This is a genomic window from Pseudoalteromonas sp. NZS127_1 (assembly GCF_015864295.1).
Taxonomy (GTDB): domain Bacteria; phylum Pseudomonadota; class Gammaproteobacteria; order Enterobacterales; family Alteromonadaceae; genus Pseudoalteromonas; species Pseudoalteromonas arctica.
This window is the reverse complement of the sequence record NZ_JADYXO010000008.1, coordinates 26,517-48,430: the sequence shown is the minus strand read 5'-3', so window position 1 is coordinate 48,430 and position 21,914 is coordinate 26,517. Positions and strand designations below refer to the sequence as shown.

Here is a 21,914-nt window from a genome sequence, read left to right as displayed (position 1 = left end):
TATACAGCTAAAAATAAACCCCAATGTATTGCTACATTGGGGTTTTTATTTAAGTAAATTTAAGCCATTATTAAAAAGCCTATAACAGCTAATGCCGCAGCAATTAGCGTGTAAGGCAATTGTGTAACGGCATGGCTCATTAAATTACAACCAGAGCCTTGCGCTGCGAGTACGGTTGAATCTGAGTAAAAACACGCTTGGCTACCAAAAGAAGAAGCCGATAATAGCGCACCAATGACCAGTGGTATGTTTGCATCAACCGCATTTGCCAGTGGCATAACAATCGGAATTGATACAGCAAAAATACCCCAGCTCGACCCTGTTGCAAACGCTAAAATAGCCATTGAAATAAATACCACGGCTGGTAAATATGCAGCAGTCATATAAGGGCTTAAGCTGCCAATAACAAACTGAGGTAAACCAATTAAGTCGCATACATCTTTAAATATAAACGCCGCTATAACAGTACCAATCGCGGGGATCATACTTTTAAAGCCATCAAGCATGCGCTCAATCATTTCACTTACGCTCATTAATTTTTGTAGTGCATAAAATGGGAGAGTGACCGCCATTGTTGCTAATAAGCCTTTGTATACGTCAATTTCAAAGTAAACAGTAAATGCAACCAGTAAAATAATCGGCACCAAAAAGTTACGTAATTTACCTTTAGGATCAGCGTCTTCAAAGTTTTCTTCAGCTGCTTTTACTGCGTATTCATCTGCCGTTTGAACGTTATTGTATTGAGCTGGATCGACTTGAGCTTGCTCAATTTGCGCCATTTGTTCTGCTTTTTTCATTGGACCAATCGCAGGAATAACACCCAACACAACAAGTAAAACAACAAGCACTGCAAACCACGCGTAAAACATGTACGGAATAGCTTGAATATAAACAGCAATACCTTTGCCTTCTTCAGCAATACCGTTATCTACCAATAAGCCACTAAAAAATACCGCCCAGGTAGATAAAGGGACAAGCACACAAATTGGTGCCGCAGTTGAGTCAACAACGTAAGCAAGCATTTCGCGGCTAACTTTAAATTTATCGGTAATGCGTTTCATGGTTTCACCCACGGTAAGCGCATTTAAGTAGTCATCAATAAAAATAACCACACCTAAACAAAAGGTCATGAACAACGATGAACGCTTACCTTTGGTGTACTTAAGAGCTAACTTGCCAAAAGCCGATGCGCCACCTGTACGCACTAATAGTGCGATAAGTGCGCCAAAACCACCACATACAAGTATTAGCCAGCCGATGGTTTCGTCTGTCATCACTTTTAGCGATGTACTCGCAAAGTTAGTAAGTACCTGTGCAGGGTCGGCTATAACTAAACCAACTAAAGCACCAATAAGTAAAGATAAAATAGGGCGGCGTAATACAACAGCCAATACAACCACCACTAACGGTGGTAGTAAACTCAACGCAGAAGGTTCAAGCATTTAAGTATTCACAAAATTAAAAGCATGCATCAAAATTAAATTAATTTTCAAGCTGCTTATACAAAAACAAAGAAGATGATAAGTTTGTTGTTAAATCATTTTCCAAGTCACTGCTTTTGTACGCGTGGGAGGAACACATAAACAGTTATGTTAAATAGCGGCTTAAGTGAAACGCGTTGGCTTTGGCGCCAGACGGTGCAAGGAGTGCAAACCGCTATTGTTGTGCCTGTAAAAACATCGGCGCAAAAATAATCCGCTTTTTAATTTCAGTCAACAAAAATTTACATGTTTGATAAAATTTTATTAGAGGCGGTTTAATAGAGTGCTTTGTAGCGCTAATTCCTTGATGTAAAGAGATGCCATTCATCAACTTAAAAAATTATTGAAGAAGCAGCAAAAAGTAAGATTCGACGGTAATTGATGATAAAACCGCCGTAATTATATTTTCACTTAATGATTAAAGTCTTGCTTGTTCTATTTGTTTTGCAACATTTAGGTTTATATTTAGCCATGTTGCTTCAAGCGTTGAAACTAAACCGTCGTATCCATCATCATCGATAGGCACTAGGTTTGAAAAATTATGAATACTTATAAGACGTCGGCCTGTTTCAGGGTGTGTGTAATATAAACGCCAAAGCCCTGAAATATCAGCGTTACCTTCCATATCGCCATTAAAGTGGTGAATTTCGTATTCAAGCTCATAAAACGTTTGCTGATCGAGTTCAGTAATGACCGGTAAGCCCTTTATTACCATCCAATTTGGCATAGCATTAAAAAGAGTTTGCTGGGCTGTTGCAGTGAGCATTACATCCGGCGATTCGCCCCACAGGTTGTAATTTGCGGCATGAATTTGGTTGCTATCTATTTTCATAGCAATACCTAAATTATTTAAAGCACCTCTAAGTACAACTGTTTGTATTCTTAATTGTGCGTCTGTGTCTGTCACATTTCGAGACGAGGCGCCAATAGGCTGCTCAAACTGGTAATACTGTGTCGCAGTTTGTATTGATGAACTACAACCTGCCAATAGTAATAATAAACTTGCAGTTAAAAATAACGATTTCATTATTGCTTCCTTGGTTTTGGATCTGCTGGTAATGATTTATCAAAAATTAGCATATTAGGTTGCTCGTTTAATCCGCGAGTTAGAGGCTGTAGGCCCTCGCTTAAACGTTTAAACTCTTTTAATGTTTGCTGTATTTGATGATGAAGTTCAGAACCTGCTTGGTAACTGGCCATGGTTTTATCAAATTGGCGCATAGTTACTTCAAACTGCTCCATACTTTTTGTCATCTTTTCGAAATTACGATTAAAGTCGCCTGGTAAGTTTTGTGTATCTTTTTGGCTTAGTAACTCTCGCGTTTCATTAGCAAGCGCTCGGTAATCGGTAAATGTGGCTTGCATTTGTTCTAAGCTATCTTCAACTTTTAAGTTATTTACTTTATTAAGTACGTCAGATACTTGGTCTGCTAATACGGTTATGCCGCTAGAAATACTCGGAAAAACATCATACTGCACAAGTTTACCTAGGTGTGCTTGCGGTGCATCTGGGTATATATCAAAATCAACGTACACTGCACCCGTTAATAAATTACCAGGCTTTAACGAGGCGCGCATACCACTTTCAATCCAGCCTTTTAAACTACCTTGCCAATACTCTTTAGCTGAGGCACTGTCGTGATACAAGCGTCCGTATTCTACTTTTATAAGTACTGGAACCGCCGTATTATGGTTTCTAAAGTGGGCAGGTTTACCGTCAATAATTACATTGGCAGGGGTTTCAACAACAGTACCTACACGCATACCTCTATATTCGACAGGAGCACCTGTGCGTAGTCCTCGAACTGATTGTTCAAATTCAATGAGGTAGTAATCAAAATCGTAAAAGCGCTCTTCTAGCGCTTCTTTATAGCTTTGGCTTAATGAAAAGCTATGCCCATCTTGTGCTATTTCACCCGGGGCCTGTTGTTCAGGTAAGCCAACCGAAATACCGCCTTTTAAAAGTTTACTTAAAGAGCCCGTATTAATATTGATGCCATCGGCAGATAGGTCAATTTCAATCCCTGCGTTCACCCAAAAAATAGAGTTCATGGTGATGAGATTTTGATAAGGTTCTTTAATAAATACGCCGTACTTCATTGCTTGGTTTTCCCAATCAAAAGTGGCGGTTTCTATTTGACCTATTTTGTAATTTTTGAAAAATATACCGGTACTCACATCAAGCACTTCAGCGTTGTAACTCATTAATTTGAAACGGCCACCTTTCACATCTTTACCAATGAGGGCGGGTTCGTCTTGTAATTTAAAACGCTCTTTTAGCTCTTTACTTTCACCGGGTGAAAACTCTAAATATACACCAGACAATAGCGTGCTCATTCCGCTAATACCCGTTTCATCAATGCGTGGTTTTACGACCCAAATTTTGGCATCATCAGTTAATAAGTTATTGTAGTTTTTGTCTATTTGCGCACGGGCAATAACGCTGTCTTGGGTGTCTGATAGTCGAACATGATCAATTTGACCTATTTTTACACTGCGCACTTTTATTTCAGTTTTACCTGCAATAATGCCCTCAGCTTGTGGCATTTCGATAAAAATTGTAGGGCCTTTATTAGCTTGGTATTGGTATAACATCCACATGCCCACTAACAGCGCAATTGCCGGAATGATCCAGATAGCGGAAATTTTCGGTTCTTTTGTTATTTCGGCAGTTTCGGTCATGCTTTGTTCTCTGATTTTTTGTTTTTAGGGGAATCCCACAACAAGCGTGGGTCAAAGGCATGGGCAGCCATCATTTGGCATATTACCATAACTGTAAAAAATACAATGCCTAATCCTGGTGTTACTGACATTAAATTACCCAGTTGAACTAAGGCAACTAAAATAGCAACCACGAATACATCTATCATCGACCATTTTCCAATAAACTCAGTCAGTTGATAAATTCGGGTGTAACTTTTTGTATGTCTATTGGCAGGCCTCGTTACCATAAAGCATAAAAAGCTCAATACAAAAGCTTTAGCAAGTGGCACCACAACGCTGGCTAAAAATATAATAGCGGCAATAGGGTAGGAGCCACTTTTCCAAAGTGTAATTACGCCACCAATTAAAGTTGAAGGGGATTCATCCCCAAGACTAGTGGTATGCATAATAGGCAAAACATTAGCTGGAATATAACAAACAACAGAGGTAATTAGCCAAGCTGCTGCTTTTTGTACGCTGTAAGGGTTTCTGACATGTGTTTTAGTATGGCAACGCTGGCATACATTACCTGTACAAAGTTGATGGCACACATGGCAAGCTTTAATATTTTCATCTATTGCACGTTTAGCATGCTCTGCGCCTTCGAGTACTTTTACAGGCTTTATTTGAGCCCATAAGCGTGGGCGATTTAAGTGAACAAGCGCGGCTATGTATAAAATAACAAACCCCACATAAGCCCAAAAACTCGTGCCAAAGCTAATATCAGCCAGCGACATGATTTTAACCATACTAACAAGTACGCCAATTAAAAATATTTCCGACATAATCCAGGGCTCTAACGCAAGGGTGAACTTTAGTAGTCGCCTTGCTATGCCCTCTGGTAATGTTTTTAAAAGCCCAAGATGCAAAGGAATTAAAATAAGAAGCAAACCCATAGGCAGAGCAATAATGCTCAAATCGATAAATAAGCCAAGCAGTTCACTATCGTAATTAAATAAAATCCGAGCCGCGTCGGGCAGAGTAATAGTTTGAGTAATACCACTACTGCTAAAAGAAATAAAAGGGTAAAACATACTGCTCAGCAGCATTAATAGTGCGCTAAAGCTTAGTGCAACTATACGACTATCGTGATTAACATCGGCTTCGCAAAGTTTATGGTGGCAATGTGGGCATATCGCCATTTGTTTTGCGATTATGCGAGGTATATCTATGATCAGATCGCAGCAGGGGCATACAGTTTGCAATTTAATACCAAGCAAGAAGAATATTTCTTCAATTTTGCTATATTTAATACATTAATACAACGCGTTCTGCTATCAAGCTGTTCGTTATATAAAGGAAGCATGTGAAATATTATTTTTACTACATATTAATGTGGCTCTTTATTTGCTCGCAAAATGCTGTGGCTATTAATAAAGAGCGAGAGGTAATCATCGCTGCGAGCGCATCAATTCACCCCTATGTTTTTGTAAAAACGGACTCGGGTATACACCTAAATTTAATAAAAGCCGCGTTAAATGCCAATGGATTTGCTAATATTAATGTGCAATATATGTCGAATAAACGCGCTGAGCATCAATTACATAATAAAGGAGTAGATATACTTTTAAATTATGCTGGAGGAATTAGTGCGGGTATTTATCCAAGTAAAACGGTACTTAGTTATGAAAATGTGGCCATTACACTCAAGCGAAATAAATATAACATCGATAAAATAGAAGGCATGTTTAATAAAAACGTTCTTGCTTTTCAAAATGCAACGGCATATCTGCCTCCTATATTTAAAAGGAATGTTAAACACTTTAGCTCATATCAAGAGGTTATTAATCAAAAAGCGCAGGTAGATAAGCTGTTAAAAGGTTGGGTTGATGTAATTGTGTTAGATAAGCGTATTTTTTACTATTACTACAATCAACATAAATCCCCCGAAGCTGTGCAAATTTACACTTTATTTCCAAAAGCAGATCGACCTGCTTATTTTAACAACTTCTCTTTAGCTACTGAGTTTGATATTGGTTTGGCGCTCATCAAGCAAAATGGTACTTATAAAAGGATTGTTGATGAAGGCCAAACCCATTCATCAATCAAATAAAGCCACTGTTTGACGTGTAAGCGCTATTAGCTCACCCGACTGCGACCATATACAGCCATCCTCTAAACCGTAACCATCTTTTGAATGATGAGTAATTGCTTCAAAGCCAAGCCATTCTCCAGGTGTTAAGTTTGGCTCTTGCACAAATTCTAAATACCACGACATGCTACTTGCAGGAGCGGGTTGTTTAAACATTTGTAAAAGTGTTGGCGGCCATGCATCGGTAAGTGCAATCACATGGGCTTCAGTTATTTGTTCGGGCGTATGTTTAAAGCGCATCCAGCCACCTAAATGAGAAGTTTCTGCACTACTAAATGGCATAGCACCTTGTTGGGGGCATAAATCAACATGTTGGAAAAATTCAGGCATCTGACCTTTTATAAAAGGTAACGTGTGGCGCTCATCTACTGGCTTTAAACCCAAAGACTTCGAAACAGGCACATTAATACCCGACTCTCTACTTTTAGCAAAACACGCTTGTACAATTACGCACACTTGTTCATTTTGAATCGCTTTGGCGAGTACCTGTGTACTGCTTTTACCTTGGCGCAGTATTTCAACAGACAATGAAAAAGAGGTATCGGCAAGTAATGGCCCTACAAAATTAGTACTGAGTGAAAGTAAGCGACGATCATCCGTTACCTTGCCTCTGATTGCTTGATATAACAGCGCAGCCGAAAGCCCACCAAAAGCAGTTCTGCCCTGACACCAGTTTTCTGGGAATTGCATTGTGCTAGTTGATTGTTCGGTATTGTCTGAATTTCCAATTTTTGAAGCTTGCTGAAGTAATTGTTCAAAATGCATAGAAGATATCCTTTTATAGTGCGATTTAATAAATTTATAACACAATCAAACTAGTCAGACCAGTAATTAAAAGCGACTCCAGCGGTGTAAAAATCATCATTCCTTACAATTATTAGGGTTATTTTGTAAATAAATCATAAAAAATGAATTTTTTTTCATTTTTACAGTTGAAATAAGTTTGGCGCATCCCTATTTACTATGTCATCGAACGTATTAACGAATATTGAAGTTGGAGAAGTTTCATGGGTAAAATTATTGGAATCGATTTAGGTACTACAAACTCTTGTGTTGCAGTACTTGATGGTGGCAAAGCACGTGTTATTGAAAACGCGGAAGGCGATCGCACAACCCCGTCTATTATTGCTTACACGCAAGACGGCGAAACATTAGTAGGTCAATCTGCTAAGCGTCAAGCGGTTACTAACCCGACAAACACATTATTTGCAATTAAGCGTTTAATTGGTCGTCGTTTTGAAGACGAAGAAGTACAACGCGATATCGGCATCATGCCGTTTAAAATTGTTAAAGCTGATAACGGCGATGCATGGGTAGAAGCGGGCGGCGAAAAACGCGCTGCACCACAAATTTCTGCTGAAGTACTGAAAAAAATGAAGAAAACAGCTGAAGACTTCTTAGGTGAAGAAGTAACTGAAGCCGTAATCACAGTACCTGCATACTTTAATGATTCACAACGTCAAGCTACGAAAGATGCTGGTCGTATTGCGGGTCTTGAAGTTAAACGTATTATCAATGAGCCAACTGCTGCGGCACTTGCTTACGGTATGGATAAAAACCGTGGCGAAAACGTAGTTGCAGTATATGACTTAGGTGGCGGTACTTTCGATTTATCAATCATTGAAATTGATGAAGTTGAAGGCGAGCACACTTTTGAAGTACTTGCTACAAACGGCGACACTCACTTAGGTGGTGAAGATTTCGATAACCGCGTAATCAACTACTTAGTAGCTGAATTCAAGAAAGATCAAGGCTTAGACCTTAAAAATGATCCGCTTGCAATGCAACGTGTTAAAGAAGCTGCTGAAAAAGCAAAAATTGAACTTTCATCTGCACAGTCTACAGAAGTAAACCTTCCGTATGTAACCGCTGATGCATCTGGTCCTAAGCACATGAACGTGAAACTAACACGTGCTAAGCTTGAGTCACTAGTTGAAGATTTAGTAACTAAAACAATTGAGCCACTTAAACGTGCACTTGCTGATGCTGATTTATCAGTAAGCGACATCAACGACATTATTCTTGTTGGTGGTCAAACACGTATGCCTTTAGTACAAAAAATCGTTGCAGAGTTCTTCGGTAAAGAACCTCGTAAAGATGTTAACCCTGATGAAGCAGTAGCCGTAGGCGCAGCGATTCAAGGTGGTGTACTTGCTGGTGACGTTAAAGATGTACTATTACTAGACGTTTCTCCATTATCTCTAGGTATTGAGACAATGGGTTCAGTAATGACTGCATTGATTGAGAAAAACACGACGATTCCTACTAAGAAATCGCAAACGTTCTCAACAGCTGAAGATAATCAATCTGCTGTAACAATTCATGTACTTCAAGGCGAGCGTAAACGTTCAAGCGACAATAAATCTCTAGGTCAATTTAACCTAGAAGGTATTCGTCCAGCACAACGTGGTACACCACAAATCGAAGTAACATTTGATGTTGATGCCGATGGTATCTTACATGTATCTGCGAAAGATAAAGATACAGGTAAAGAGCAAAAGATTACGATTCAAGCATCTTCAGGCTTAAGCGATGACGAAATTGAAGCGATGGTTCGTGATGCAGAAGCACATGCTGAAGACGATAAAAAGTTTGAAGAACTTGTAGCTGCTCGTAACCAAGCTGACGCTTTAGTTCACGGTACACGTAAGCAAATTGAAGAAGCTGGCGATGCATTACCAAACGAAGACAAAGAAGCAATTGAAGCTGCTGTTGTAGATTTAGAAGCTGCAATTAAGAGCGACAATAAAGAAGAGATTGAAGCTAAAACTCAAGCTCTTGCTGAAAAGTCTCAAAAACTAATGGAAATTGCTCAAGCGAAAGCACAGCAAGGTTCAGCAGACGCTGGCGAACAACAGTCAACTAAGCAAGACGACGACGTTGTTGATGCAGAGTTCGAAGAAGTGAAAGACGACAAGTAATTGTTGCTACCGCTTCTCGCTAGCCAAAAACACTTAACTCAGTTAGGTGTTTAGGTTAGGATGAACAATTGAGGCGCGCGAGCAATAGCTTGTCGCGCCTTTTGCATGTATTCAAGGTTTAAAAATTCAATGATAAATCGATGCGATTTATCGATTTATCCTGCAGCTTACGCTGTAAACAGAAAAGAGTAGTGTGATAGATATGTCAAAACGCGATTATTACGAAGTCCTCGGCGTAAGCAAAGATGCGAGTGAGCGAGACATAAAAAAAGCGTATAAACGCTTAGCGATGAAATATCATCCAGATCGTACCGCAGGCGATAAAGATCTCGAAATAAAATTTAAAGAAGTTAAAGAAGCGTACGAAATTTTAACCGACGATCAAAAACGTCAAATGTATGACCAACATGGTCACGCAGCCTTTGAACAAGGTGGTGGCGGTGGTCACGGTGGTTTTGGTGGCGGACATGGCGACTTTGGTGATGTATTTGGCGATGTATTTGGCGATATTTTTGGTGGCGGCGGTGGTCGACGTCAATCTCGTCAACAACGTGGATCTGATTTACGTTACAACATGGACTTAAGCTTAGAAGAAGCTGTTCGTGGTAAAGAAGTTGAAATTAAAGTACCTACATGGGTTGGTTGTGAGCCATGTGATGGCAGTGGTGCTAAAGCGGGTTCTAAGCCTAAAACATGTACTACATGTCATGGTGCTGGCCAGGTGCAAATGCGCCAAGGTTTCTTTGCTGTTCAGCAAACGTGTCCAACGTGTCAGGGACAAGGTCAAATTATTTCAGACCCTTGTAACAGTTGTCATGGACAAGGCCGCGTAGAAAAAACTAAAACGCTTTCAGTTAAAATTCCAGCTGGCGTTGATACAGGCGACCGTATTCGCTTAACGGGTGAAGGCGAAGCCGGAATGCATGGCGCGCCGTCGGGCGACTTGTACGTGCAAGTATCGGTTCGTGAACATGAAATATTTGTACGTGAAGCGAATAATTTATATTGTGAAGTACCAATTAGCTTTACTACAGCAGGCCTTGGTGGCGAAATTCAGGTGCCAACACTTGATGGTCGTGCAAAACTTAAAATACCGTCTGAAACTCAAACGGGCAAAATGTTCCGTATGCGTGGCAAAGGTGTTAAGTCTGTACGCAGTGGTGCCCAAGGCGATCTAATTTGTAAAGTGGTAATCGAAACGCCAGTTAATCTTAACGAGCGTCAACGTGAACTACTTCAAGAGTTAGATGAAAGCATGGGCACAGACAGCTCTAAAAACCGTCCTAAAGAGCAAGGCTTTTTTGACGGTGTTAAAAAGTTTTTTGATGATTTAACTAAATAAATTTAAATTATTATGAACAAAAAACGACGCTTTTAGCGTCGTTTTTTTTGCTTTAAACTTAATTTTTGTTACTGTGAATAAAAAAGATGAAACAGCATGACACCAGCAATAGATCTACTTAAAAAGCAAAAAAAAACCTTTGAAGTACTCAGTTATGAGCACGATAAGAATAATAGTCACTACGGGCTTGAAGCCGTTGAAAAGTTAAATTTAGACAGTGCACAAGTATTTAAAACCTTAGTACTTGAAACACATGAAGGGCAACTGATTGTTGCTGTTACGCCTGTATCTCAACAAGTTAATTTAAAACAGTTAGCTAAACTATGTGGTGCTAAAAAAGTAATTATGGCTGCCCCACAAAAAGTACAAGTTAGTACCGGTTATATTTTAGGAGGGGTGAGTCCGCTTGGACAAAAAAAACGTCTAGCTACGTTTATTCATAGCAGTGCTTCTCTCTTTGACACTATTTATGTGAGCGCCGGAAAAAGAGGCTTAGAAATAGCACTCTCGCCAACTGATTTAGCCTTATTGACCAATGCAAAATTTGGCGATTTATAAATTTTATTTTTATAATTATCTTCTATACCAAAAATTAATTTAAGTTAGGCTATTTGCTCAATCCCCTATTTATAACTACATTGGGAGTATCTTTATACCGTTAATATTTAATACCAAACGGTATTACACTTTTTGTATACGGCTGTTTGTATGAACCTTTTAGATGTAGATTATTTTGCGATACTAGTGGCTGCACTGTCTTCTTTTATGCTTGGCGGTATATGGTATTCAAAAGCTCTCTTTAAAAATGCATGGCTAGAAAGTATTGGCTTAACTGATCTGGATTTACAATCGGCTAATCCTAAGTTGATATTTGGCGGCAGCTTTTTCTTAGTGTTTATAGCGGCTTTAATGCTGTCTCTTTTTTTAGGTAAAGACGCAAGCTTAGGTGAAAGTATAGGGACTGGCTTTATTATTGGCTTTTTTTGGATTGGAAGTTCATTAGGATTGAGTTATATATTTGAGCAACGCCCTCTAAAGCTTTTTTTAATTAACGGGGGGTACCATATTTTACAATTTTCGTTAATGGGGCTCATTTTAGGGATATGGCCGTAAGATTTAAATAATCAGCAAATCCAAATTTGATCCTTATCTACGAGTAGAGTAGTTTTATATAATCCCATTTATACAATTTGGTAAAGAAACTAATGAGAATATTAGTTGTTGATGATATGCCACTCATGCGACACGTATTAATTAATATGCTTAGAAAACTAGAGTATAGCAATATCGTTGAAGCAACTGATGGATTGCAAGCTTTGGTATTTCTGCGTAATCAACATTTCGATTTGGTTATTACTGACCTTCATATGCCAAAAATGGATGGCGTTAGTTTACTTACTAACATTCGAAAAGATAAAGAACTCGCTGATATTCCCGTTTTAATGGTTACTTGTGAAGACAGTACAGATAAAGTTAAGCAAGTTATTGCAGCTAAGGTATCAGGGTTTATAGTCAAACCTTTTAATATGAATGTATTGTCATCTCAATTAAACCGCTTCTTTTTTAAAGATTAGGATGTGTTTATTTTATAAAGGTTATATGTAATGGGGCTTTATAGATTAAGTCTGCCGTATCTAAATTCTAAGTCAGAGGTGGTAACCTTTACCCATCTAAACTGATATAATTGCTAATTACTCTTTATATAATACCGCAGGACGTAATGGCAAAACCCAACAAAAAAGGCCCTACTAAAACGGTTGATATTTTTTGCTCTGCTTGTAAAGCCTCTTTATTTAAATATCGAAAAGGGGGAAAAGGAACATTAATTAAGTGCTTTAAAGAGCGTATTAGCCAAGACTTTACAACAGAGGCTTGTATTTGCCCTAACTGTAGCCGGCCATTTGCCCGAGAAGCGATTATTCGCGGTGCGCCGGCCTATAAAATAATTGGCGGCAAAGTAACCTTTAAATAAGGTATATGAAGTAATACTAAACCGCAATAATACTTAATTAAGCGAATAAGTATAAAGCCTTGTGCATGCGGACATATGGCCTTGTTAGAATTTACCATATTGATAGAATCGCCCGGTTTGCTGTTTCAATGAATGAAAAAATACCCTCCCCATGGATCGGGCCAGTTTATTGGGTTATTTAAAAATGGATAAAGGATAGTTTCGTGATAGCACTCTTATTTGACATCATAGGCATGACAGGTACTTTTTTAGTAGTTGGTTCATTTTTTTTACTGCAGCTAGGTAAAACATCTCCAGCTAGCTTAACGTATAATATGATGAATTTAACAGGGGCAATTTTACTGTTAATTAGCCTTTGTTATAACTTTAATTTAGCGAGCTTTGTAATCGAGATATTTTGGATTGCAGCGTCGTTAATTGGCTTATATAAATATGTTAAAAATAGATCAACATTAGCTACAAATTAATTTTTTTTTAATTTAATGCTAAACAGATCGCTGTAAACATAGTTGTTTACGGCGATTTTTGTTTTTAAACACTTTAAAACTGTTGTTAACAAAAAGTTTATATCTCTGCTAGAGATTAGCCGTTACACTAGCGCCCTAAAATTTTCTTGGCTATTTTTTGCGAGTTCTTCATGTTTTCTTTTTCTAAAAAAATCATTACTGTTTGTGTGTTACTCGTACTTATATTAGTTGTTACGTTTTGGCTTGGTCGTTCTCATGATGTTGAGCAAGCAACCTACCAGGCTGAGCGCCAAGTTACGCAATTAAATAACTATATTGATACTGAGCTTGCTCGTTTTTCTGCTATTCCCCAGTTACTTACCTATAACTCGTTAATGATAGACTTTGTAGATGCGCAGCCACAGCACTATAACGCTATTAATAACTACCTTGCTGATATTCAACAAGCCAGTGGTGCCTCAGATATTTTTGTTCTAAATACTCAAGGCGAAGTTATTGCCAGTAGTAATTGGCAAGCCGATTATACTTTTTTAGGTAGCAACTTTGCGTTTAGACCTTATTTCAAACGTGCATTTGCAGGCGAAAAAGTAGCGTACTTTGCATTAGGCATGCGCTCTAAAGAGCGTGGTATTTACTTTTCACAAGCAGTATATCGCGACAATAAAGCCATTGGTGTTGTTGTGTTAAAAGTGAATGTAAGTAAATTTGAGGATGACAGAGAGCTTCTAAATACTTCAAAGGGTAGTCACTTTTTTTTGCAGCTTGCAGATGAGGTAATTGCAATGTCAGATATGCAAACGTGGCGATTAAACAGCTTCACTGAACTTGATATAACTATGCGCAGAGATATTAAATCTCGTCGGGCTTATTTAGATCATCAGCCTTTGTATATTAAGCAGTTTCAATTTTCTAATGAAGGTATTAAACATTTAAAAATAGATAAAAAACTTTACGTAATGTCGCAAAGACCTTTACGATATTTTAATGCCACAATGAACGTACTCGTTGATATAACAAAAGTTAATTCAGCTCAACTGCCTCGCTTATTTTGGGTATTTATTATCTGTAGTTTAGTTATTATTGTTAGTTATATTTTATTAACTCGTTTTGCGGGCTATAAAAAACTGGTGTACTCCAGACATAGCCTTGAACTTGAAGTCCTTGAGCGCACTCAAGCTTTGGAAAAAGTACAAACGGCTTTAGTTCAATCTGCAAAGCTTGCGACAATAGGACAGCTAAGTGCAGGAATCAACCACGAAATAAACCAGCCGCTCAGTGCTATTAATACTTATTTAGCTTCGGCAAAGCGTTTATTAGCTAAAGGAAATACTTCAGCACTTGGTGAAAGCTTAGTAGTGATTGAGGGATTAGTTAATCGAGTGCACCAAATTGTAGGTCAGTTAAAGCATTTTAGTAAACCTTCAAAAATGCAGCTCAGACCTTACCCTCTTGCAGGGCTTGTTAATAACGCATTAATGATTTCTAGCGCGCAGTTAAAGCAAGATAACGTACAAGTAGAGCCACCTCATTTTGATGAAACCGTCGTTGTGTGGGTCGATTCGCTTAAATTTGAACAAGTACTTGTTAATTTAATTACTAATGCTAGCCAAGCTATGAATGGTGCAATTATTCGTAACTTAAGTTTTCAGCTGGAGTGTTTTGAAGAGCGAGTAAAACTGTCGATTTTAGATACTGGCTCTGGTATTGAGCAACATGCATTTGGTAATTTGTTTGAACCTTTTTATAGTACTAAATCAAGTAAAGGTTTAGGCCTTGGTTTATCTATATCAAAACAAATAATAGATTCGTTTAATGGTTGTTTGAGCGCGCACAATCGAGTTGAAGGCGGGGCTGAATTTATAATTAGCCTCTCTAACAGGCAGGAAAATAAAGATGATTGATAGCTCCCCATGTAATCACATAATAGTCATTGATGATGAAGCAATGATCAGAGACTCTTTAAAGCAATTGCTCACTCTCGAAGGATACACCGTTGAGTGTTTTAATGACGCAAGCACCGCTCTTAGCAAACTCAATAGGCGCTTTGCTGGAGTTGTGCTGAGCGATATAAATATGCCGAACATGGATGGCCTAACGCTTTTAGAGCAAATAACGGCTTTTGATAGTGAGCTCCCTGTAATATTTTTAACTGGTTACGCTGATGTATCGATAGCAGTTAAAGCGATGCAATTAGGTGCGTATGATTTATTTGAAAAACCAGTTAACGAACATCTTCTTGATTGCATAGCACGAGCGTGCGACAAACGAAGCCTTGTTATGGAGAACCGCGCATTAAAAGTGGCTGTACAGAAAACCTCAGCCCCAGGTGTACGCATACTAGGTGACACACCTAAAATGCAACACATGATGCACTTATTAAACACAATTATAGATACCCCAACCGATGTAATGATTGAAGGTGAAACTGGCACAGGTAAAGAACTTGTAGCGCGGTATCTACACGATCAGAGTAATCGCTCTAGCTGTAATTTTGTTGCTATTAATTGTGGCGCAGTACCAGAGCAGTTAATAGAAAGCGAATTGTTTGGTGCAGCAAGTGGTGCATATACAGGGGCTACTCAAAGTCGAAAAGGTAAGTTTGAATATGCACAAGGTGGTACGGTCTTTTTAGATGAAATAGAAAGCACTCCAATGGCACTGCAAGTTAAGTTATTACGCGTATTAGAAGAGCGAAAAGTAACACCTGTAGGCGATAACAAAGCAATTGATTTAAACATCAGAATTGTTGCAGCTACAAAAGTAGACTTACTTGCGTTAGTTGAAAAGGGTGATTTTAGAGCTGATTTATACTACAGACTTAGTTTGGTTAACGTTAATATTCCGCCATTACGAGAGCGAAAAGCTGACATATTACTTTTGTTTAAACACTTTAGCTCTATTGCTGCAACTCGCTATCATAAGCCGCCGGCGGCAGTAAATTACGAAATACAACAGCGGTTAGTTGCCTATGACTGGCCGGGCAATGTGAGAGAGCTAAGAAATCAAGCAGAGCGAGCTGTATTACTTGGTGCCGAACTTGCCTTTGCTGAAGTTAAAACACAACAATTAGGTGGCTTATCTCCCGATTTAAGCTTATCTGAAAAAGTCTCTTTTTATGAGCAGTCACTTATTGAGTACGCGCTTGAGCAAAACCACGGCAGTATTAAAAACACTATGGAAACACTGCAAATTGCTCGTAAAACACTTTACGATAAAATGAGTAAATACAATCTTAATAGAGATATGTTTACTGACTAAATGTGTGGGTTTGGTGACAAGACCCACTTTCTTATGTGTGGTAATTCACACGTTTTTATTTAAATCAAACAATTTGTTTTAGTAAGTTATTGAAATATATTGCTTTTATACACTTGGCAGTAAAGTTGCCTTATTAGCGCTACAACAAGTAGATTCTAATAATTAGGGCACACGATGACAAAAACTACACACACCTGTATTTTATTTCTATCCTATGGTTGCTTAGCTACATTTTCACACACATCTTTTGCTGCAGAGTACGCTGTATACGGTAAAGCTGAAGTACAAATTGCCAGTACTGATACGGGCATAATGCGTTATGCCGAAGAGGGTACTCAAATTGAAGCGCCATACTCGCGTATTGGTATTAAGGGCGATCATAAACTTAACGAATATTTAAGTGCTGTTTTTAAATATGAGGTACAAGTTAAAGGTTTTGAAGAAGATGATACGCAAGAACCTTTCACAGCACGTAATACTTACTTAGGTTTAAAAGGCGCGTTTGGTGAAGTTGTTGTAGGTCGTAACGACACTCGTTTTAAATATTCTGAAGGTAAACTCGATAACTTTAACGAAACTCAAGCCGATATGGCACAGGTTATAGCAGGCCAAGATCGCCTCGGTGATACTATAACTTACACCTCAAACTATTGGCATAATACGCAGTTTTCATTTACTTATGCGCCAAAAGATGACAATAAAGACGATAAAGCAGGCTTTGCTGCTACGCTTATTTATGGCGACCGTAATTTAAAAAGTACTTCATATTATGTGTCGTTCAGTCATGTAGATTCACTTAACAATGTAAAAGCAAGCCGCCTTGTTGGTGTTTATAAGTTCGAACAATTACAGTTAGGTGCGCTGTACCAGCATTCAGAATCAGTAGATGGCAGTAAGTCGGGCAATGGTTACGTATTAAGTGCCAGTTATACACTTGATAAGTGGGTGCCAAAAATTCAATTTGCTAAAGATGACTCAACTCTTCGTCAAGCATCTGAGGCAACGCAATGGAGCACAGGCCTTGATTATGTATTTGATAAGCAAACTACAGCTTATCTTTTATATACCGATCTTAATTTAGAAGAACAAGACGACAGCAGTGTTGCTCTTGGCCTTAAATATAAATTTTAGGAAAAGTAATGACTCAACAAATTTTAAAAAACAATTCTCCTAAAAAACAGAGTATGCAATGGTTTTGGCTATTACTGGGCCCAAGCGTTATGTTGCTTACCTGTCTAGTAAACCCACCTGAGGGTATGTCGGTTGCTGCATTTAAAACAGCAGGCTTAGCATTTTGGATGGCATCGTGGTGGGTAAGTGAAGTAGTGCCAATTCCAGCAACAGCTTTGCTCCCTTTGGTAATATCACCACTTGCTGGTATAGAAGCCATAAAAAGTGTGGCTGCACCGTATGCGCACCCGCTAATATTTTTATTTTTAGGCGGATTTTTAATCTCTATCGCTATGGAGCGATGGGGGTTACATAAACGTATAGCGCTTAGCACCATGTTATATGCGGGTAAAAAGCCAAGTTTGCAAATTTTAGCAATGATGCTTGTAACTGCATTTTTGTCGATGTGGATGTCTAATACCGCAACAGCCGTAATGATGCTACCTATTGCACTTTCAATTACCAATTTGGTTAAGCAATCAGACCCAAGTAATGAAGGGTTTGGCAAAGCATTGCTACTATCAATTGCTTATGGTGCAAGCATTGGTGGTATTGCTACTTTAATTGGTACACCGCCTAATGCATTAATGGCTGCATACCTATCTGACAGTTACCAAATTGAAATAGGCTTTGCTCAGTGGATGATTGTAGGCGTACCACTGTCTTTAAGTATGCTTATTATTAGTTGGGTTTGGCTTACCAAATTTGCGTATAAAGTAGATGCTAATGTTAAAAACGATCAAAAAATTGATACAAAAGCGGTGTTTTCAACGCAGCTAAAAAACCTAGGTATAATGCAACGCGCCGAAAAAGGCGTGTTATTTGTGTTTGTTTTAGCAGCACTGTGTTGGATATTTAGACCTATACTTGGCGACATAACAGGGCTTAAAATTTCTGATACGGGTATTGCGATTGCCGCCGCATTATTACTATTTGTTTTGCCTGCAAACAAAGGCAGTGACGAACGTATTCTTGATTGGGAAAGCGCAGCTAAAGTGCCGTGGGGCGTTTTATTATTATTTGGTGGCGGGCTTACACTTGCATCTCAAATTAAGTCATCAGGGCTTGCTGAATTTATTGCTCACCTAATTGAAGGCGCTAGTGCCATTCCACTTGTTATGAGTGTACTTGTTGTAGTGGCATTAATTACATTTTTAACTGAGATCACGAGTAATACAGCGACTGCAGCTGGCTTTCTTCCTTTGTTAGGACCCGTTGCAGAGTCTATAACAGGTTCGCCTTTAGTTTGGGTTATTCCTGCAGCTATAGCGTGTAGTTGTGCGTTTATGATGCCGGTAGCGACACCACCAAACGCTATTGTGTTTGGCTCAGGGCAAATTCAAATGCGCGACATGATAAGAGCCGGCTTTGTGCTAAATATTGTCGCCATTGTATTAATTACGCTAGTGACAATGACTATCGCAGCGCAAGTATTTGGCTTTTAAAGCTGTACTAAATTAGTTCCAACCAGTAGCTTTGTTTATATTTACAGTTTTAAACAAAGCTACTCTTTATACTTATTTATATTGCTCAAGAAGCTCTTTTTTAGATAATTAGTGTTATTGCTCGAAAAACAGAACAAGGTTATAGTCTGCGGTAACTTTAAAAATTGAGTAATCTATTTTGAGCACCGACACATCACAGGCAATGCCTTTAATTCCTCAATTTGATGAATTGCAAAAAAGCTTTCTCGAAACACCTTACTTGCCAATTGATAAACGTCTCGTTTTATTAAAAAAACTCCGTGTACGTATTGTTGAACTTGAGCAAGAGCTAGTGGATGCTGCTTCAAAAGACTTTGGTTACAGAACCGCTTTCGATACTCTACTTGGCGATATATTACCTACGGTTCAAACACTCGCGCACATTATCAAAAAGCTACCAAAATGGGCAAAGCCAAGTAATCGCTCTGTGGGTTTAAGTTTGTGGCCTTCAAAAGTCAGTGTTAATTACCAGCCCAAGGGTGTAGTCGGTATTATTGCACCGTGGAATTACCCAATTCAGCTAGCGTTAGTACCTGTGCTTACCGCCATAGCTGCCGGTAATAGAGTCATGCTCAAATTAAGCGAGTTTACACCTCACACAAACGTCGTTATCGAAAAAATATTTAAAGACGACATGCAAACGCATTGCAAAATAATACAAGGCGGTAGCGACGTAGCCGCGCAGTTTTCATCTCTCCCATTTGCTCATTTATTATTTACGGGCTCAACGGCCGTAGGTAAATTAGTAATGGCTTCGGCTAGTCGTAATTTAACACCCGTAACGCTTGAGCTCGGTGGTAAATCGCCAGTTATTATTACTCAAAATGCCGATATTAAAAAAGCGGCGCAAGCTTTACTATTTGGCAAGATGGCCAACGCAGGGCAAATATGTGTAGCACCCGATTACGTATTTGTACCCAAAGCGCTTGAGCATCAACTTATTCAGCAGTTATGTGAGCTATATAAAAAGCATTTTAAAGAGGGTGTTGAAGGTAAAAACTTAACTTCTATTATTAGCGATGCACACTATAAACGTTTAGCAACCTACTTAGAGCAAGCCCAAGAGCTTGGCGCAAACATTATTAAGCCACTTGAGCAAAACCAGCAAGATGAGCAAAAACATCGTATGGGGCTGCACTTAGTGACTCAAGTTACTGACGAAATGCAGCTTATGCAAGATGAGCTATTTGGCCCAATACTACCAATAATGAGTTATGACAAGCTCGACAGCGCAATTGACTATATTAAAGCCCATCACCACCCGTTAGCGCTTTATATTTTAGGGCAAGATAAGCACGCTCAAGAATATATTATGAAGCAAACAATCAGTGGCACTGTGGCGATAAACGATACGTTAGTGCAAGTAACTGCTGACGATGCCCCTTTCGGTGGTGTAGGGCATTCAGGAATGGGGCATTATCATGGCATAGAAGGGTTTTTAACGTTTAGCCATGCTAAAAACACGTTAGTATCGGGCTCGTTTAATCCTCGTATTGTTATGCTGCTAAAACAAAGCAAACTTCTTATTAAGCTACTAAAGTGGCTTTACATAAAATAAGAGTATGTTGATTTTGTAAAGTTGAATAGATTTTGAACTTGCTAAATCAAGATATTAAAAAGGCTGAATTACGTTATGTAATTCAGCCTTTTTAGATTAGTTTCAAACTAAGGTCTTAAACTCTTAAACTTTAAAATAAGCGACCTTCGCCAGCATAAGTACCCACTTGTATTTTTGCATAAATGGCATCGGCCTTTTCTTTAGCTTCTTCAATTTCTTTAGGCAGCATTTTACGCTCATCAAGTTTGCGGCTATGACTCGCTTGCATATTGCCGTTGTACTCAGCGATAGTATTCCAAATGTATGACTTTTCTAAATCTTTTGGCATACCTAGCCCTTCAAAATACATGAGGGCTAAATTGAATTGTGCTAAAGAGTAATTGTTTGCAGCTGCTTTTTCGTACCAGTTGCGTGCCGCTTCATAATCTCGCGTAACGCCCACGCCATTGGAATACATTACACCTAAATTAAACTGAGCTGCAGGCAGGTTTTTATTGGCTGCTTTTTCAAATAAGGTAACAGCCATTTGGTGATCAAGCTTTACGCCTTTACCTTCGTCGTATAAAACAGCTAACGCAAACATTGAATCCGGATGGTTCTTTTTAACGCCTTGTTGATAAAGCGCAGCTGCTTTGCGGTAATCGCGTGTTACACCGTATCCACCTTCGTATAATTTAGCTAGTTCGTAAATTCCTGGTGCAAAACCTTTATCGGCAAGGTATTGAAACTCTTTTAGGGCGACTGCAAATTCACCTTCGTTAGCTGCTCTTATGCCATCTTCTAATGTTGCATGAGCGAAAGGGCTGGCAAGTAAAACGCCAGCAAGAACGAGTGCTTTCAAATTAAACTGTGACATATTAATGTCTCCAATTAGTAATAGTTACGATAGGTTTTAGGGCCAGTATATCTTGCCGCGATTAAATAGCGATTAAATAGCGATTAAATAGCGATTAAATAGCGATTAAATAGCGCCTAAATAGAACAAGTTTTAATCCCGAAAGGTAAACAGACTTTAGTTAAATGCTAAATTATTAAATTTTTGCACTATTTGCGCATTTTAAACGTTTAATACTCAATGCATTTAAGCAGAGACTAAATCGGTTATTATAAATAGATGCAAAAAAGGGTGTCTACTGTTATGTTTTACGCCAGCTTTAGCGCAAACGCAAGGCGATACCTTATCAGATCGTGCGTATAAAATGTAAATAATAGCGCGGTGGACTTTTAAGGTAAGTAAACGAGTTTAAGAAGTGTAAGATACAGATTTTATAGAAAATTTAAAGAAATAAAAAAAGCCCGTTAGGGCTTTTTTGAGTCATATTAACCGTCACTAATATGAGCAATGTAGCAAGTAAATGTGATATTTGATGTTATTACTTGGGTCGAGTAAGTAATAACACGAAGCGGCACGCTCTTCTTTTAATGTGTCAGCATCCTTGCTGAATATTCTTCCGTAGGCACTGAGG

At 38.7% G+C, this 21,914-nt stretch carries 19 protein-coding genes; 13 read left to right on the top strand and 6 right to left on the bottom strand.

Annotated features, from left to right (window positions below):
• Window positions 1-59 precede the first annotated feature (59 nt).
• The 4 genes from I6F50_RS09315 to I6F50_RS09300 all read right to left on the bottom strand — a co-directional run bounded on the left by I6F50_RS09315 (window position 60) and on the right by I6F50_RS09300 (window position 5,326).
• Complete coding sequence (locus tag I6F50_RS09315; protein ID WP_007582429.1) at window positions 60-1,442, bottom strand: Na+/H+ antiporter NhaC family protein; 1,383 nt, start codon at window positions 1,440-1,442, stop codon at window positions 60-62.
• 457 nt (window positions 1,443-1,899) lie between these two features.
• Complete coding sequence (locus I6F50_RS09310; RefSeq protein WP_007582431.1) at window positions 1,900-2,508, bottom strand: PqiC family protein; 609 nt, start codon at window positions 2,506-2,508, stop codon at window positions 1,900-1,902.
• Window positions 2,508-4,163 carry an intermembrane transport protein PqiB gene (gene pqiB / locus I6F50_RS09305; RefSeq protein WP_165740449.1) on the bottom strand — a complete coding sequence of 552 codons (1,656 nt, stop codon included), beginning with the start codon at window positions 4,161-4,163 and terminating at the stop codon, window positions 2,508-2,510. The genes I6F50_RS09310 and pqiB overlap by 1 nt, the downstream gene beginning before the upstream one ends.
• A complete protein-coding gene (locus I6F50_RS09300) occupies window positions 4,160-5,326 on the bottom strand; it encodes a paraquat-inducible protein A (RefSeq protein WP_024593151.1) in 1,167 nt (388 codons plus the stop codon). The genes pqiB and I6F50_RS09300 overlap by 4 nt, the downstream gene beginning before the upstream one ends.
• Before the next feature lie 164 nt (window positions 5,327-5,490).
• Between I6F50_RS09300 and I6F50_RS09295 the strand changes: the two genes are divergently transcribed.
• Window positions 5,491-6,237 carry an ABC transporter substrate-binding protein gene (locus tag I6F50_RS09295; RefSeq protein WP_024593152.1) on the top strand — a complete coding sequence of 249 codons (747 nt, stop codon included), beginning with the start codon at window positions 5,491-5,493 and terminating at the stop codon, window positions 6,235-6,237.
• On the opposite strand, the gene I6F50_RS09290 is transcribed toward I6F50_RS09295, so the two are convergent.
• Entirely contained in the window at window positions 6,226-7,041 is an 816-nt protein-coding gene (locus I6F50_RS09290) for a thioesterase family protein (RefSeq protein ID WP_024593153.1), read from the bottom strand. The two genes, I6F50_RS09295 and I6F50_RS09290, sit on opposite strands and share 12 nt — an antisense overlap.
• A 242-nt stretch (window positions 7,042-7,283) precedes the next feature.
• Here I6F50_RS09290 and dnaK point away from each other — a divergent pair, with 242 nt between their 5' ends.
• The 12 genes from dnaK to I6F50_RS09230 all read left to right on the top strand — a co-directional run bounded on the left by dnaK (window position 7,284) and on the right by I6F50_RS09230 (window position 20,448).
• Window positions 7,284-9,197, top strand: a complete 1,914-nt coding sequence (dnaK, locus tag I6F50_RS09285; protein WP_008171317.1) for a molecular chaperone DnaK — start codon at window positions 7,284-7,286, stop codon at window positions 9,195-9,197.
• Between the two features lie 202 nt (window positions 9,198-9,399).
• Window positions 9,400-10,539, top strand: a complete 1,140-nt coding sequence (gene dnaJ / locus I6F50_RS09280; protein WP_010553942.1) for a molecular chaperone DnaJ — start codon at window positions 9,400-9,402, stop codon at window positions 10,537-10,539.
• A 96-nt stretch (window positions 10,540-10,635) separates the two neighbouring features.
• Window positions 10,636-11,097: a Cys-tRNA(Pro) deacylase gene (gene ybaK, locus I6F50_RS09275; RefSeq protein WP_010553941.1), complete on the top strand. Its 462-nt coding sequence runs from the start codon at window positions 10,636-10,638 to the stop codon at window positions 11,095-11,097.
• A gap of 150 nt (window positions 11,098-11,247) precedes the next feature.
• The gene (locus I6F50_RS09270) at window positions 11,248-11,652 is read left to right on the top strand and encodes a DUF1761 domain-containing protein (protein ID WP_024593154.1); all 405 of its coding nucleotides are present in this window, start codon (window positions 11,248-11,250) and stop codon (window positions 11,650-11,652) included.
• A gap of 92 nt (window positions 11,653-11,744) precedes the next feature.
• Window positions 11,745-12,113 carry a response regulator gene (locus I6F50_RS09265; RefSeq protein WP_024593155.1) on the top strand — a complete coding sequence of 123 codons (369 nt, stop codon included), beginning with the start codon at window positions 11,745-11,747 and terminating at the stop codon, window positions 12,111-12,113.
• Window positions 12,114-12,259: 146 nt separating this feature from the next.
• Window positions 12,260-12,511 carry a hypothetical protein gene (locus I6F50_RS09260; protein ID WP_165729466.1) on the top strand — a complete coding sequence of 84 codons (252 nt, stop codon included), beginning with the start codon at window positions 12,260-12,262 and terminating at the stop codon, window positions 12,509-12,511.
• 203 nt (window positions 12,512-12,714) lie between these two features.
• Window positions 12,715-12,978, top strand: a complete 264-nt coding sequence (locus tag I6F50_RS09255; protein ID WP_010553937.1) for a hypothetical protein — start codon at window positions 12,715-12,717, stop codon at window positions 12,976-12,978.
• Window positions 12,979-13,148: 170 nt separating this feature from the next.
• Window positions 13,149-14,879 (top strand): cache domain-containing protein, encoded by a 1,731-nt coding sequence (locus tag I6F50_RS09250; RefSeq protein WP_024593156.1) that lies wholly within the window; start codon window positions 13,149-13,151, stop codon window positions 14,877-14,879.
• Window positions 14,872-16,236 carry a sigma-54 dependent transcriptional regulator gene (locus tag I6F50_RS09245; RefSeq protein ID WP_024609208.1) on the top strand — a complete coding sequence of 455 codons (1,365 nt, stop codon included), beginning with the start codon at window positions 14,872-14,874 and terminating at the stop codon, window positions 16,234-16,236. Before I6F50_RS09250 ends, I6F50_RS09245 begins: the two co-directional genes overlap by 8 nt.
• 174 nt (window positions 16,237-16,410) lie before the next feature.
• A complete protein-coding gene (locus I6F50_RS09240; protein WP_024593158.1) occupies window positions 16,411-17,367 on the top strand; it encodes a porin in 957 nt (318 codons plus the stop codon).
• Between the two features lie 8 nt (window positions 17,368-17,375).
• Complete coding sequence (locus I6F50_RS09235; RefSeq protein ID WP_165729468.1) at window positions 17,376-18,851, top strand: DASS family sodium-coupled anion symporter; 1,476 nt, start codon at window positions 17,376-17,378, stop codon at window positions 18,849-18,851.
• 178 nt (window positions 18,852-19,029) lie between these two features.
• On the top strand, window positions 19,030-20,448 hold the full coding sequence (locus I6F50_RS09230; RefSeq protein WP_197176034.1) for a coniferyl aldehyde dehydrogenase: 1,419 nt from the start codon (window positions 19,030-19,032) through the stop codon (window positions 20,446-20,448).
• Window positions 20,449-20,578: 130 nt separating this feature from the next.
• Here the strand turns inward: I6F50_RS09230 and I6F50_RS09225 are convergent, their stop codons facing one another.
• Window positions 20,579-21,304 carry a tetratricopeptide repeat protein gene (locus I6F50_RS09225; RefSeq protein ID WP_007582012.1) on the bottom strand — a complete coding sequence of 242 codons (726 nt, stop codon included), beginning with the start codon at window positions 21,302-21,304 and terminating at the stop codon, window positions 20,579-20,581.
• Window positions 21,305-21,914: the final 610 nt, after the last annotated feature.